11 protein-coding genes are annotated in these 14,508 nt (G+C 58.0%); 10 read left to right on the top strand and 1 reads right to left on the bottom strand.

Going from position 1 to position 14,508, the window contains the following annotated elements; translation table 11 throughout:
* Positions 1-259: 259 nt before the first annotated feature.
* The 7 genes from rpsF (at position 260) to priA (ending at position 9,921) form a co-directional block, all read left to right on the top strand.
* Positions 260-634 carry a 30S ribosomal protein S6 gene (gene rpsF, locus GGU46_RS04890; protein ID WP_183402406.1) on the top strand — a complete coding sequence of 125 codons (375 nt, stop codon included), beginning with the start codon at positions 260-262 and terminating at the stop codon, positions 632-634.
* A gap of 8 nt (positions 635-642) precedes the next feature.
* Positions 643-894, top strand: coding sequence for a 30S ribosomal protein S18 (rpsR, locus tag GGU46_RS04885; protein ID WP_044002832.1), 252 nt, complete (start codon positions 643-645; stop codon positions 892-894).
* 21 nt (positions 895-915) lie between these two features.
* Positions 916-1,359 carry a 50S ribosomal protein L9 gene (gene rplI, locus GGU46_RS04880; RefSeq protein ID WP_183402405.1) on the top strand — a complete coding sequence of 148 codons (444 nt, stop codon included), beginning with the start codon at positions 916-918 and terminating at the stop codon, positions 1,357-1,359.
* Positions 1,360-1,576: 217 nt separating this feature from the next.
* Positions 1,577-2,734, top strand: a complete 1,158-nt coding sequence (locus tag GGU46_RS04875; protein ID WP_183402404.1) for a toxin-antitoxin system YwqK family antitoxin — start codon at positions 1,577-1,579, stop codon at positions 2,732-2,734.
* Positions 2,735-2,881: 147 nt separating this feature from the next.
* Positions 2,882-5,182: a GSCFA domain-containing protein gene (locus GGU46_RS04870; protein WP_183402403.1), complete on the top strand. Its 2,301-nt coding sequence runs from the start codon at positions 2,882-2,884 to the stop codon at positions 5,180-5,182.
* A 101-nt stretch (positions 5,183-5,283) separates the two neighbouring features.
* Positions 5,284-7,305: a thioredoxin domain-containing protein gene (locus GGU46_RS04865; RefSeq protein ID WP_183402402.1), complete on the top strand. Its 2,022-nt coding sequence runs from the start codon at positions 5,284-5,286 to the stop codon at positions 7,303-7,305.
* Between the two features lie 69 nt (positions 7,306-7,374).
* Positions 7,375-9,921 carry a replication restart helicase PriA gene (gene priA, locus GGU46_RS04860; RefSeq protein ID WP_183402401.1) on the top strand — a complete coding sequence of 849 codons (2,547 nt, stop codon included), beginning with the start codon at positions 7,375-7,377 and terminating at the stop codon, positions 9,919-9,921.
* A gap of 929 nt (positions 9,922-10,850) precedes the next feature.
* Here priA and GGU46_RS21875 read toward each other — a convergent pair.
* Positions 10,851-11,441: a hypothetical protein gene (locus GGU46_RS21875; protein WP_215906253.1), complete on the bottom strand. Its 591-nt coding sequence runs from the start codon at positions 11,439-11,441 to the stop codon at positions 10,851-10,853.
* Positions 11,442-11,731: 290 nt separating this feature from the next.
* On the opposite strand from GGU46_RS21875, the gene GGU46_RS04850 reads away from it, so the two are divergent.
* From GGU46_RS04850 to GGU46_RS04840, 3 genes are all read left to right on the top strand, one after another.
* Positions 11,732-12,445, top strand: coding sequence for a class I SAM-dependent methyltransferase (locus GGU46_RS04850; protein WP_246398610.1), 714 nt, complete (start codon positions 11,732-11,734; stop codon positions 12,443-12,445).
* A gap of 86 nt (positions 12,446-12,531) precedes the next feature.
* Positions 12,532-13,764 carry an S-adenosylmethionine:tRNA ribosyltransferase-isomerase gene (locus GGU46_RS04845; protein ID WP_183402399.1) on the top strand — a complete coding sequence of 411 codons (1,233 nt, stop codon included), beginning with the start codon at positions 12,532-12,534 and terminating at the stop codon, positions 13,762-13,764.
* A 416-nt stretch (positions 13,765-14,180) separates the two neighbouring features.
* Positions 14,181-14,498, top strand: coding sequence for a hypothetical protein (locus GGU46_RS04840; protein WP_183402398.1), 318 nt, complete (start codon positions 14,181-14,183; stop codon positions 14,496-14,498).
* Positions 14,499-14,508 lie beyond the last annotated feature (10 nt).

Here is a 14,508-nt window from a genome sequence, read left to right as displayed (position 1 = left end):
TCATTCTAAAATTGCTGCTCGCCTCCACCTCATCTCAGCAAAGAACAGTTTACGAAACCCAGGACCCATACCTACTATGGTGAAGCAGCTTAACCCAATTTTTCAACTCATTGCAGACCAGAAAGTTTCACCCTTGGAAGCCTAAATATCTGTTTCGCTGGTTTATTTAAGTAAAGTATAGGGTCGCAATGGTACTTGCAACAAATCCTGCTATCTTTGCCCCTCATTTAGTTTTTCACACAATTTTCACCCCGTCGTAATGGCAGTAAGAAATTACGAGACGGTCTTCATTTTGACTCCCGTACTGAACGAGGGTCAGGTGCAAGAGACGGTCGAGAAGTTCTCGCAGGTGCTTAAGGAAAATGGCGCCGACATCATCAACACTGAAGCTTGGGGCCTCAAGAAACTGGCGTACCCAATTCAGAAAAAAAACACCGGTTACTACTTCCTCGTGGAGTTTACCGGCGAAGGAAACATCGTGGACACGCTGGAGCTGGCTTTCCGCCGCGATGAGCGCATCATCCGTTTCCTCACCACGGTTCTGGACAAGCACGCTGTAGCGTACGCCGAGCGTCGTCGCAAAGGCGAGATGAACCAGCAGAAAGCTAAACAGTCGGAAGCCGTAGCCCAGTAGTTAAGAAAATGAGCCTCGCCAACGAAAAAATCCACAAGCAGGATACGCGCAAGAAATACTGCCGCTTCCAGAAGAACGGCATTAAGTACGTAGACTACAAAGACCCGAACTTCCTGCTGAAGTTCGTGAACGAGCAGGGCCGCATCCTGCCCCGTCGCATCACAGGCACCAGCCTGAAGTTTCAGCGCAAAGTAGCTCAAGCCGTAGCCAAAGCCCGCCACCTGGCGCTGATGCCCTACGTAACTGATTCGCTGAAGTAACCCGCCAACCGTAGTACTGACATGGAAGTAATTCTGAAAGACGACGTTAAAGGCCTGGGCTACAAGAACGACATTGTTACTGTAAAGCCCGGCTACGGCCGCAACTACCTGCTCCCGCAGGGTCTGGCTGTTCTGGCCGACAAAACCAACAAGAAAATCGTAGCTGAGAACGTACGCCAGGCTGCTCACAAAGCCGAGAAGGTGAAAGCTGATGCTCAGTCTGTTGCCGATAAAATTGGTGACGTGGTACTGGACATTCCGGCCAAAGTAGGCGAAAGCGGCAAGATTTTCGGCCGCGTAACCACGCTGCAGCTGACGGATGCGCTGAAGGCCAAAGGCATCGAGGTAGACCGCAAGCGCGTGTCGTTTGACTCGGAGCCCAGCGTAGTAGGTTCTTACACCGCTACCGTTGACCTGCACCGCGAAGTAAAGCACAAGCTGAACTTCAACGTAGTTGCCGAGTAAGGCCTCTGCGGTAAACCAACTGGAAACGCCCAACTACTTTCAGAGTGGTTGGGCGTTTTTTCGTACCAGCTCACGGTTATTCACTCCAATGCGATTCGGCGCTATCCACCGTTTTATACTGCTCTACCTAAACAGTGCTTGGTTATCAGCCGCTGCTCAGGCGCCCGGGCCCTCTATCAATACGCCAACCAACATCGGGATTGAAGAATGTACTAAGGTGGTTCAAGGAGACAGCATCATTCTGTTCTACGACGCCGCTTACGTATTAACCCCTCCCGCCTGCGCCAGCATCCGACGCCATACGCGGCTGACTGCTACCGGCGACTTTCGGGGCGAAGTGCGGGATTATTGGATGGACAGCAACACTCTGATTCTGCGGGCGCACTACCAGGACGCCAAAGCAACGGGGACGGTGGAGCAGTTTTTTACCGATGGTCGGCCGGCCGTGCGTGGTCAGCTACGGCAGGGCGTTCCGGCCGACGAGTGGCACTACTGGTATCCTACCGGGCAGCGGCACCAAACCCTGGTATTTTCCAGCGAAGGACATGTTCAGATTCAGGCTTACTGGGATTCAACTGGGGCACCGCGCACCACCGACGGAGCGGGCTATTGGGAGGGTACACTTGCCCCACAGTACGTGCGTATTGGCCCGGTTCAGCCGCCATTGGCTGATGATGGCCTGTATTTTCGGGGTACGCTACGGAATGGAGTACCGCATGGCGAGTGGCAAAGCGTGAACCGGAATACAAAGCAGGTCTTCACTTCCGAAACCTTCGTGGACGGACGTTTCCGCGGTGGTAAGCTGAACTTCAAGCCTGCCTCGGGTAGCGCTACGCTTACGGCCCCGCAAATCCGGCTGCAGGTAGAAGGCCCGCAGGCTCTGGCTGAGCGCTTTCAGCTGGGTTACTCGTGCGCCGAGAAACTGCGGCAGCAGCAGGAGCGGGAGAAAGCGCAAGCCCGCGGGCAGCTGCTCAGCCAGCTGGTTCTGCCTAAAAACCAGTTGAGCATACCGGAATATCAAAATCAATTGGCGCAAAAACTGCGTATTTACAGCAACCAGCCGTGGTTTAAACAGCTACCGGACCGCACCCAGGTGTATTGTCGGCTTGACTCGCTGGGCCAAGTAACGGCGATGAGTACAGAGAATGTGCCACTGAAAGTTACGCTGGAAGCGGCCATCCGTCAGCTACCACACTGGGAGCCGGCGACTATCAAGGGCCGCTACGTTTCGAGCGGAATAATGCTCCTAATTACTGCGCCCGCCAATATGGTTGTTGAAGTGCGGCCAGCTGCGGTTATAGGCCGTAATCCGACAACCGGCAAGGATGAGTATATCTTCTGGCATCGGTTTCAGTTGCCGGCAGCCTTGCGCTAACTACGGCCGCTTGTGCCTGTAAACTACCTTTTTTCAAAACCCTGCTTCGCGTGCGAAACCACGAGCAGCCCCTGTTCTTTTTGGCTGAACGCGGGATGTTGAGTAGGTTGCCTGTCCGTTGGCCTGCCAAAGGCCGTATTAATCGAAATGTTTCGTACTGAACTACCGCTTACGCCCCATCCGCAACAACTGCCCCTCTCGGCGCGGGTACTGACGCTAGGCTCCTGCTTTTCTGACTCCATTGGGTCCCGACTCCGCGACTTTAAGGTTGCGGCTATGGTGAACCCCTTCGGCACTGTGTTCAACCCTATTTCTGCCTGCAAGCTCCTGCGGGCCGCTGCCGGCGAAGACACCGACTGGCAGCAGCACTTGGTGGAGGCCCGGGGCCGCTGGCAAAGCTATGACCTGCACGCAGAGGTAGGAGCCAACAATCCGGTTGAGTTGCTGCAGCACATCCAGACCCTTACCCGAGAAACGGGCGTATTCCTGGCTACGGCCGACGCGGTGGTGCTGACGCTGGGCAGCGCCTACGCCTACCGGCTCCGCGAAACCGACGAAATCATTAGCAACTGCCACAAGGTACCGGCCGAAAAGTTTACCAAGGAGTTGCTGACCGCCGACGAGATTATTGCGGCCGTGGCGGAAACACACGCCTATCTGCGGCGAATTAACCCCAGGCTTCGTTTCATCCTGACGGTTAGCCCGGTCCGGCACATCAAGGAAACGTTGGTGCTCAACTCGGTCAGCAAGTCCATGCTGCGCGTGGCGTGCCATTACCTCAGTGATTTATTACCCGACGTCACGTACTTTCCGGCGTACGAGCTTCTGGTGGATGATTTGCGCGACTATCGGTTTTATAGCTCCGATATGCTGCATCCGTCGGAGGTAGCGGAAAATTACATTTGGGAGCGTTTCACCCGTACGTATTTCGATGCCGCCTTCGGGCGGTTCAAGAAAGAGTGGGAAACCATTCGGCAGGCGTTGGGGCACCGACCACTCCACGCGGAGGCGCCCGAGCATCGGCAGTTTCTGGAAGGAACATTGGAGCGGCTGCGCACGCTCAGCGGCCAAGCCGATGTACGCATGGAACTGCTACATCTGGAGCGGGAACTGGCTGCTTTGCCCCTGCCCCCGGCTCCAACCGAGCCGGAACCCGAGGAAGATTACGACGATGAGGAACGCATTGATATCGGTATTTCCGCAGATAAGGAAGAAGTAGGAGCCGCGGCTACCCTGGTCGGACGAGGAGCTGGTTTGCTAGTTGAATCGGAAGAGGCCACCACAGAGGATTCCGCAGACGTTGAAGAGAACAGCATTACGCCTGATTCGGCGTATGAGCACGCTTATTCGGCAGAGGTAACGGAAGAGGAAGAAACCGCCTCGCTAACTGACGAGTTTTCTGATTCGGATGACGTTGAAGGTGAAGAGCCGGTAAGAAAGAAAAAACGTCGTTCGAGAGGCGGGGCCAAGCGCACCAAGCGCAAGCATGCCCGTTTGGCCGCGGAGGCGGCGGCTCAGGAAGGCGTTACAACGGAGGTTCCGGCACCTGAAGCGCCCGAACAGGCGCCTGCTACCCCGGAGCCCGCACCGGATGTGGTGTACATTACGGAAGCTGAACTACGGGGCAACCGGTTTGCGGCCCCTACCCCGGAGGTAGCGCCAAAGCCGTTGGAAAACCCAACGGACATAACTGAAGCTGTGGAAGCTGAGCAAACGGCGCCCGAGGAGCCAGCCCGGCGGAACCGGAATCGGCGCCGTGGTGGGCGCGAGGAGCGTCCTGCCCGTGCCGGGGGTCGCCATGCCCGCAAACCCTTGTATGCAGCGGCCGAAGACACATCTGCCGAGGCTGCTGCTCCGCAAGAGGCGTCTGCCCCAATGCCCGAGGCCTTGGCACCTTCCGAGGTAGCACCAACCAACGAGAACCTAGCCGCCTTACCGGCAGCTCCGGCGGAAGCGGCACCTGTTCTGCCACCCGCACTACCCGAAGCCGCCGCCGCAAACCCCGAAACACTTGTTCCGGCCGGCCGCAGACCGAGCAGAAGCAAGCCCGCCGCTGATCGGCCCCCGCGTCCGTCGCGGCGCAAGCAGCCGGAGCTTGCTTCTGCTGAGTTGCCTGCAGTACCGGGAGGGGCAATGGCCCCGGCTGTTGAAGTGTCAGCCCCTGAATCGGCAGCTGAGCCCGCAAAAGCCGCTGCAAAGCCCCGTAGCCGCCGTAAAGCGCCCGCCGCAGAAGCACCCACTTCAGAGGTAGCTCCTACCGAGCCCGCTCTACCCGCCCCAGCGGCCCGCAAACGGGCTCCGAAGCGGCCAGCGGCCGAAGCGCCAGCTGCTCCGGCCGAAGCCATCCAGTCCACCGAACCGGCAACGGCTCCGGAACCACCCAAGCGCAGGGCCCGCCCCCCCCGGCGGAAGCCGGCTGCTGATGCTGCAGAGCCTGAAACTACCTAATCTGAAAACCCGACCCTTGCTGGTCGGGTTTTCTTTTGTACCAAGCATTAACGGCAGCAGTTATTCATCGGCGTCGTCAGCTCCTACCCCCTTCATTATCCATGAACCCTCCTCCTAACCGTCTGGCGCTGGAATCAAGCCCGTACCTGCTGCAGCACGCGCGTAATCCCGTGGATTGGTACCCGTGGGGAGCTGAGGCCCGGCAACGGGCCCAGGCCGAGAACAAGCCTATATTGGTGAGCATTGGGTATGCGGCCTGCCACTGGTGCCACGTAATGGAGCGCGAATCGTTTGAAAATCCGCAGGTGGCCGCCGTGATGAATACTCACTTTGTATGCATCAAGGTGGATCGGGAGGAGCGTCCCGATGTGGACCAAGTGTATATGGAAGCGCTGCACGCCATGGGGGTCCAGGGCGGCTGGCCCCTGAACGTCTTTCTAACCCCTGAAGCCAAGCCCTTCTATGGAGGCACGTACTTCCCGCCCCAAAACTGGCTGCAGCTGCTAGCCAGCATCGGGCGCGGGTACGCCGGCGAGTACCGAAGCGAGCTACAAGCTTCCGCCGAGCAGTTTGCGCAGGTGCTCCAACGCAGTGAGCTGGACAAATACCGTCCGGCTGAGGCTGCTGATGGAGTGTCGGACGACGAGTTTAAGCTGCTAGTCTACAATCTGGCGTCGAAGTTCGACCGGGAGCAAGGCGGACTGAACCGGGCGCCGAAGTTTCCGATGCCCGGCATCGGGCGTTTTCTGCTGCACGCCCACGCCCTCAGCGGCAGCCCTACCCTCCGGAACCAGCTCAACCTGACCCTGCGCCAAATGGCCCACGGCGGCCTCTACGACCAAGTGGGCGGAGGCTTCGCCCGCTACTCGGTGGATGAGGCCTGGCTGGTTCCCCACTTCGAGAAAATGCTCTACGACAACGGGCAACTGCTGAGCTTGTACGCGGAGGCGTTTCAGGTAACCGCCGACCCGCTCTACCGACGAGTGGTGTATGATACCGTGGCGTTTCTGCAGCGCGAGCTGCTGAGCCCGGAAGGCGGATTCTATTCTTCGCTGGATGCAGACACGGAAGGCGAGGAAGGCCGATTTTACGTCTGGACTCAGGAAGAATTACACGCCGCACTGGGCGACGAAGCGACGCTGGCCTCGGCTTACTACTCATGTACACCGGAAGGCAACTGGGAGCATGGCCTGAACATTCTGCACCGCACCAGCCCCGATGCGGAGTTTGCCCAACAGCACGCCCTACCCCCGGCGGAGCTGCAAACCATGGTGGAACGGTGGCAGCAGAAGCTACTGGCAGCCCGCAACGCCCGTACCCGTCCGGCCCTCGACGACAAAATTCTGACCGGCTGGAATGCCCTGGCCCTGCAGGGCCTGACGGATGCCTACCGGGCCTTTACGGAGCCGCAATTTTTGGACTTGGCTCTGCAAAACGCCCGTTTCCTGCGCGAAAAGCTTCAGACATCCGAAGGCCTGCGGCGTAACTACAAGAACGGGCGTGCGACCATTCCGGCTTTTCTGGAGGATTATGCCCTGCTGATTCAGGCCTACATCAGCCTCTATGAAGTCAGCTTCGCGGAGGAGTGGCTAAGAGAAGCCGAGCAGCTAACTGAGTATGTGCTGGCTCATTTCCTGGACCCACAAGAACAATTATTTTATTTCACAGCTGATAATGGAGAGGCGCTCATTGCTCGCAAAAGGGAGCTGTTCGATAACGTTATTCCGGCTTCCAACTCCGTGATGGCGCACAACCTGCACCGGCTGGGCCTGCACCTGGAAAACCACCGATATCAGGAGCTGGCCGGCGCCATGCTCCGGCAGGTGCAGGCGCTGGTGGTACAGGAACCGCATAGCCTCGCGAACTGGGCGCTGCTGTACACGGCAAGGCTGCGGCCCTCAGCCGAAATTGCCATTGTGGGGCCCGAGGCCGAGCAGTTTCGCCGGGAGCTTAGCCGACAGTATTTGCCCAACACGGTACTAGCTGGTAGTGTGGGGGCTAGCCCCCTACCCCTGCTGCAAGGCCGAACTGCCCGGAACGCGCAGACCACCATCTATGTCTGCTTTAACCGGGCCTGCCGGCAGCCGGTGCATTCTGTAGCCGAGGCCCTGGCCCAGCTTTGATGCACTGGTGGCTACCGATCCGGCCGTGGGTGTGTTATCTTTACCTTCCGCTTCCAGTCTGATTTTCCCTTGAGCCTCACGTTTGACTTTGTCCAGCCCCAGCCGGAATCCGCCGCCGACCGCCTCACGCTGTTTGCCGACGTGATTCTGCCGCTGCCGCTGCCCAAGCTGTACACCTACCGCGTCCCGTTCGAGCTGAACGACCAGGTAGTAGTGGGCGGCCGCGTGATTGTGCAGTTTGGGGCCAAGAAAACGCTGAGCTGCATTGTGGCCGCCGTGCACGAAAATCCGCCTAAGGAGTACCAGGCTAAGTACATTCTGGAGTTCATCGACGACGCCCCGGTAGTAACTCAGCCCCAGCTGAAGCTGTTCCGCTGGATGGCCGATTACTACCTCTGCACGCTGGGCGAAGTTATCAATGCCGCTCTGCCCTCGGCCCTCAAGCTCAGCTCCGAAAGCCGCGTGCAGCTGCACCCCGCCTTCGAGCCTGAGAACAATCCCTACCCCCTCAGCGAGCAGGAACAGAAGATTGTAGAGGCCCTGAGCACTGGCGAGGAAGGCAAGTCCCTGACGTTTACGGAAGTAGGCGACCTGCTCGGTATTGCTTCGTTTCATAAGTACATCAAGTCCCTGATGCAGAAGGACGTGGTGTTTCTGTTCGAGCATCTGCAGGATAAGTACTCGCCCAAAGTGGTGAAGAAGGTGCGGCTGGCCCACCATTTGGTGGCTGAAGCTGCGCTGGAGCAGCTGTTTGCCCAGCTGGCCAGCAAAAGCAAGCAGCTGGACGTGCTGATGCGCTACCTGCAGCGCGTGCCGGTGTACCAGAACGAGTACGCCAACCACAAAGGCATGGAGAAGGCGGCCCTGACCAGTGCGCCGCACCTCTCGCCCTCGGCCGTGAACACGCTCATCAAAAACGGCGTGCTGGAGCAGTTCGACGTGATTGTGTCGCGCTTTCCGCTAGATGAAGATGATGCCGAAGCCAAGATGCACTTCACCCTGAGTGAGGCCCAGCAGGAAGCCCGCAACGATATCATGCGGCAGTTTCAGGAGAAGGACATCGTGCTCCTGCACGGCGTAACGGGCGCGGGCAAAACCGAAATCTACATCGACCTGATTAAGCAGGCTTTGGATGGCGGCGGCCAGGTGCTTTACCTGCTGCCCGAAATTGCCCTAACCGCCCAGATTGTGACCCGCCTGATGCGCGTGTTCGGCTCGCGGCTGGGCGTGTACCACTCCAAATTCTCCGACAACGAGCGGGTAGAAGTGTGGAACGGGGTACTCTCGGGGCGGTTTCAGGTGGTGATTGGAGTGCGCTCCTCGGTGTTTCTGCCCTTCGATAACTTGGCCCTGACCATTGTGGATGAGGAGCACGAATCGAGCTACAAGCAGTACGACCCCAGCCCGCGCTACAATGCTAGGGAAGTGGCCCTGATGATGGCCAACTTCCAAGGCGCCAAAACCCTGCTGGGCTCGGCTACCCCCGCCGTGGAAACTTACTACCAGACGCGCACCGGCCGCTACGGCTTGGTGTCCTTGACAAAGCGGTTTGGGGAAGCGGGCCTGCCCGAGGTAGAGTTGGTAGATACCCGCAAAAGCCGGGAGCAGAAAACCATGCACAACCACTTCACGCCGGAGCTGATGCAGGCCATGGAGGGCAAGCTGGCGGCCAAAGAGCAGGTCATTCTGTTCCAGAACCGCCGGGGCTACGCGCCCTTCATCAACTGCCTCGACTGCGGCTGGATTCCGAAGTGCAAGAGCTGCGCCGTGAGCCTGAGCTACCATAAGCACAGCCACGAGCTGCGCTGCCACTACTGTGGCTACCACGAGCGCATGTACGCGCAGTGCCCGGCCTGCGGCTCGCGCAACGTGAAAACCGTGGGCTTCGGCACCGAAAAGCTGGAGGACGACCTGAAGGTGATGCTGCCCGAAGCTAACGTGCAGCGCATGGACCTGGATACTACCCGGGCCAAAAACGCCTATCAGCAGATTATTTCTGACTTCGAGAAGCAGAATACCAACGTGCTGGTGGGTACCCAGATGGTGACCAAGGGCCTCGACTTTGCCAACGTAAGCCTGGTAGGCATTATCAATGCCGACTCCATTATCCACTACCCCGACTTCCGGGCCCACGAGCGGGCCTTCCAGATGTTCGTGCAGGTAAGCGGGCGGGCGGGCCGCAAGGGCAAGAAGGGCCGCGTCATCATCCAGACGGGCGACCCGCAGCAGGTAATTTTCGATAAGGTAATCCGCAACGACTACCTGGAGTTTTACGAGTACGAGATTCTGCAGCGGCGCGAGCATGGCTACCCCCCATTCATGCGCATTATCCGGCTTACCGTAAAGCATATGGACGCCGTGGTGGGCGAACGGGCCGCGATTCTGCTCACGCAGGAATTAGTGGACCGCCTGGGCCGCGAGGCCGTGCTGGGCCCCGAAGCGCCCTACATCTTCCGCATCCGCAACTTCTACCTCCAGGAAATTACCATTAAGCTCAGCCGGGAGCATACTGTGCTGCGCGCCGCCAAAGCCGATATTCTGGAGGCCATCAACTTGGTGCGCGACCAGAAGGAGTTCAAGCAGGTGCGCATCGCCGCCGACGTGGACCCGATGTAGAAGTTGGGGTAGCAGGTTTGACGTGCTACAAGGATGCGACTACAGCAACCAGGCCTGATATACCAAGAATGAGGCCTGGAAGTCCAAGAAAGATTAGTGCGTATCCTCCTCCCAATAAGGCCCCGGTCAGCAGCAGCGCCGCGCTTATCAGCAGCAGAATAGAGCCCACTTTGCGCATATGAGGGTTGCCTTTCACGGGAGGGGTAACAACCGGCGCTTCTGAATTCCCGCCAGGGTTTTTGGCAGCCCGGCGGGCTTCTCGCCGGGCCTGTCGGCGGAGCCGTAGTCGGCCGTTTTTACCTTGATAAAGTAATAGGGCTATCCCTACCGGAATCAGAGCTAAGCCAGCTAGGCCCAGCAAAAGACTGTCCCAGCCCGGAGATGAATCGCCAGAGGCAGCCAGAAAAGTAATTAGCCCACCAGCCGTAAACAGTCCACCCAGCATGTTTACCCTGCTGGTTTCCGGGTCTGGCCCCGTTGTTTGAGCAGTCGCACGAACCAATACCGTATCTGGTGCGGCAACAGGCGGCCTGCGTTGTGCATCAGCGGGCCGGATGGGCTTTAGCGGCGGCGCGGGGGGTAGCTTACGGCTACGCGCTGGGGCGCTGGTAGCAGCAGAAGCATCGGCTAGTAACTGGGGCGGCTCGGCTATTGGAGTGGTAGTAGCAGGCCCGGCTCGGAAAGCAGGTTGGTGACCATATTCCTGAACTGCGGGCAGTACGGCAGGAACCCGGGCCGACTGACATCCTACCGCTAACAACCCACTTATCAGTAGGCCAACAATCCGAAATTTCATTCTTGAGGATAAAGCTTGATGAATAGGCAGAAGATAGTTCTGGCTCTAAGCACAAGAATTTAGGCGGATAAAAAAAGCCCCAACCGCCAGTTGGCAGTTGGGGCTTTGTGTAGAAAAGCGGGTTACTATCCTACTATACCTCGTCGAGGAGGCCCAGTACGATGAACACAATACCGATGATGGCAATTACAGTACCCAGAATAGGAATGATAAGCCCTACCAGAATACCGATCAGCAGCAGAATAATGCCGAGCTTGATGTTGCGGCTGATGGCATTGGCATCTTCCTTGGCAGCCGTTTCCGACTTTTTGTTTACCTGTGCCTTCGCAGCCAGTTTGTCGGCTTTCTTAGCCAGCTTGGCTACCAACGCCTTCTGCGCCAAGTTCAGCTTGGGAGCGGTGGCTGCTTTAGCCGGAGCTGCCGCTTTGGCCGGGGCGCTGGCTACAGCCTGGCGCTCGGCTACCGGAGCTTGCTTTGCTGGGGTGGCGCTGCTGGCGGCCGGTGCCTCTGCTGCTACTACAGCTTCTGAAGCCACTGGTGCGGTAGCTTCCGGAGCAACGGCCGTTGCTGGAGCTGGTGCTACCACTACGCCCCGCTGGGCACCGTGGTAAGCCGATGACGTTTTGGGGAGCATCGCGTACTCGGCGCGGTTGCAGCTGGTTAGGGCTACTGCTACAGCCGCCACAGCCGTAAGCTTGTGCAGAATTCCGGACAGGTGTTTCATAGAGGAAAAGAAGTTAGGGTGAATGGTGTGCAATTGGGGACTTGTACGGGCGAAATTAAAGAATGAAAATAAAAAACAGGATATATTCCCGGCGGGCAGCTGCCCGTACAGCTGCTTCCTTGCGGCTACGCAGGCACTTAGCGAAGGGTTATTTTTTTGTTGCTTCATCCCACCGAACGGTTCGGGCTGGACAGATGTTATCGTCGCGCTGTTTATTTGCACCCGTGCATATGCCGTTCCATCCAAAGTATTTGCTGCTATGCGCAGCAACCGGTTTGCTTCTCGGGCCTTTGGCCTGCACGCAGCCGCTCACTGAAAGCACTGCCGCCCAGCTGGTGGAGCAGCGCCGACAGGTTCTGCCCGATACCAGCGGCTACGAGCGGCGCGCCCCCCAGGACCCCAACGGCATCAGCACCTACTACATGGGCCGCCAGATTGCCCACGTGATGGGGCATGAGGGGGCCAGCTGGCTTGAGCGCGCTGACCGCCAACAGGAGGAAGGCACTGACATTCTGCTACGCGAACTGAAGCTCAAACCCACCGATGTGGTAGCAGATATTGGGGCCGGCACAGGGTTTTTCTCTTTCCGGATGAGTCCATTGGTGCCCAAAGGCAAAGTGCTGGCCGTAGATATTCAGCCCGAAATGCTGGCCTCCCTCCGCGAAACAGCCGAGAAGCGGCACATCCACAACGTTATTCCCGTGCGGGGTACCACTCGAAATCCCAACCTGCCCGAGCGGGGAGTGGATTTGGTGCTTATTGTAGATGCCTACCATGAGTTTGACCATCCCCGGGAAATGATGCGCGCCGTCCGGAATTCGCTTACTCCAACTGGGCGGGTAGCCTTGGTTGAGTACCGTGCCGAGGACCCGAACGTGCCCATCAAGCGCATTCACAAAATGAGCGTGGCGCAGGCTCGCCGCGAAATGGCTGCCATTGGCCTGCGCCTCACCGACTCAGTGGAGACCCTGCCTCAGCAGCACTTGCTGTTCTTCCAGAAATAGCTGGCGCTGGCTCTCTCCGGAGCGCGCTACCTATTGTAGCAGTCAGGCAGGAAGCATCACGCGCCCCCGCTTTATCTTTGCGGGCTATGGCTTTTTCCTCGTCCGATCCTCGTCAGCTTTCCATTCACGACTTCACTTACCACTTGCCCCCGGAGCGTATCGCACCGGAGCCGCTGCCCAACCGCGACCAGTCCCGGCTATTGCTGTACCAGGCCGGTACCATCTCCGACCGGTATTTTTATGAGGTACCGGCGTTGCTCCCGGCGGACAGCCTGTTGGTTTTTAACGATACCAAGGTAGTACGCGCCCGCCTGTTTGCCCGGCGGCCCACGGGCGGAATAGTCGAGTTGTTTTGCCTGGAGCCGGTGGCTCCGCACCGCGCCATTGAGCCCGCCATGCAGCAAACCGGCAGCTGCGTCTGGAAATGCCTGGTCGGAAACGGGAAGCGCTGGAAAACCGGAGCTGTAACGCTGGAGTTTGAAGCGGCAGGCCAAGCCGCCGTGCTAACCGCCGAGCGGGTAGAACAGGGCGAAGGATACGCCCTGATTCGATTTAGCTGGGAGCCGGCTGCTTTGCCTTTCGCGGAAGTGCTGCGGGGCGCCGGCCATTTGCCCTTACCCCCTTACCTCAATCGAACCGATACGGCCGCCGATGCCGTCCGGTACCAAACGGTATATGCCACCCACGAAGGGGCGGTAGCCGCGCCCACAGCCGGCCTCCATTTCTCAGATGCAGTGCTGGCGGAATTAGGGTCCCGGTCTGTGGCGGCGGCTCACGTAACTCTGCACGTAGGTGCTGGCACTTTCCAGCCAGTTAAGGCGGCCTCCATGGAGGGCCACCCCATGCACGGAGAGCCGATCAGCGTTACGGCCGCCACGTTGCGGCAACTGCTGAACCATCTGCCGCAGCCTATCATTGCGGTTGGCACTACCAGTCTGCGCACTCTGGAAAGCCTCTACTGGCTGGGCGCACGCCTGCTGCAGGAGTCCCAGACTGAGCCTAGCTGGCACGTAAGCCAATGGCAACCTTACCAGGACCAGCCGGCAGTAACGGCGGCTGATGCTTTCACGGCTTTACTGCGCCATCTGGAAGAACGCAACTCTGCTACGCTGCACGCTACCACGCAGCTGCTGATTGCGCCAGGCTACCAATTTCGGGTAATCCGGGGGCTAATTACCAACTTTCATCAGCCTGAGAGCACGCTGCTTCTGCTGGTAGCTGCCTTGCTGGGCCCCGACTGGCGCCGCGTTTATGACCACGCACTAGCCCATAACTACCGCTTCCTGAGCTACGGCGACTCTTCCTTGCTGTTGCCCTGAGCAGGCGGGCGAGGCAAAGTGTTTTCCCGTGAGAAGCAGAATTGTTGCAGCAATGAAAAAGCCCCACGTATGGGGCTTTTTCATTGCTGCAACAATTCTGCTTCTCGTTTTTTAAGTTATGAAAGTAAGTAAAGCTACGTATGCTTTACTTATTACACCCCACTCAATATTATAAAGCAAGACCATCTACAATATTGATTTGCAAATATTTACAAGTCACAAAGGAATATCATACCGGAATCGAGTCAGATGACAGACAGGAATGTGTAACCTCGGTTGCTACCTATCCTCGAGATGCCGACGAGCTAGTGCTGCCGGAGCACACAGTGAGACCTGCCGCAAGTTGGCATTTCACAACCAATTTTCAGCATACCGTATAAGGACTCATAATCTATTTACCAACGCAGACTCTCCTCATGAAAAAGATAGTAATGCTGGCTGCCGCCGCGCTTTTCTCGACGGCCGCCTTCGCCCAGGGCGACAAAACCACCGTCCGCGACGACGCTACCGGTGCAAAAACCACCGTTGAAGAGCGTGACAACGGCACCGTGAAAGTAGAAGCCCGCTCCGGCCGCACCAAAGCCGGCCAGAAAGCCTACAACACAAAACAGGACGTAAAATCGGCGGGTAGAAAGACCGGCAACGTGGTTGAGAAAGGCGCCAAGAAAACCGGCAAGGCCGTAAAAAAGGGCGCTAAAGCTGTAAAAAATAAGGCCGAGGACATAGTAGATTAATCTATTTTGC

The organism is Hymenobacter latericoloratus (assembly GCF_014199535.1).
Classification (GTDB): domain Bacteria; phylum Bacteroidota; class Bacteroidia; order Cytophagales; family Hymenobacteraceae; genus Hymenobacter; species Hymenobacter latericoloratus.
This window is presented reverse-complemented; position numbering and strand designations above follow the sequence as displayed.

Excerpts from the sequence above, each read along its gene's own strand:
- GGU46_RS04845 (WP_183402399.1), top strand. The coding sequence starts at position 12,532 with ATGGCTTTTTCCTCGTCCGATCCTCGTCAGCTTTCCATTCACGACTTC.
- GGU46_RS21875 (WP_215906253.1), bottom strand. The coding sequence starts at position 11,441 with ATGAAACACCTGTCCGGAATTCTGCACAAGCTTACGGCTGTGGCGGCT.
- GGU46_RS04840 (WP_183402398.1), top strand. The coding sequence starts at position 14,181 with ATGAAAAAGATAGTAATGCTGGCTGCCGCCGCGCTTTTCTCGACGGCC.
- GGU46_RS04865 (WP_183402402.1), top strand. The coding sequence starts at position 5,284 with ATGAACCCTCCTCCTAACCGTCTGGCGCTGGAATCAAGCCCGTACCTG.
- rplI (WP_183402405.1), top strand. The coding sequence starts at position 916 with ATGGAAGTAATTCTGAAAGACGACGTTAAAGGCCTGGGCTACAAGAAC.
- rpsF (WP_183402406.1), top strand. The coding sequence starts at position 260 with ATGGCAGTAAGAAATTACGAGACGGTCTTCATTTTGACTCCCGTACTG.
- GGU46_RS04870 (WP_183402403.1), top strand. The coding sequence starts at position 2,882 with ATGTTTCGTACTGAACTACCGCTTACGCCCCATCCGCAACAACTGCCC.
- rpsR (WP_044002832.1), top strand. The coding sequence starts at position 643 with ATGAGCCTCGCCAACGAAAAAATCCACAAGCAGGATACGCGCAAGAAA.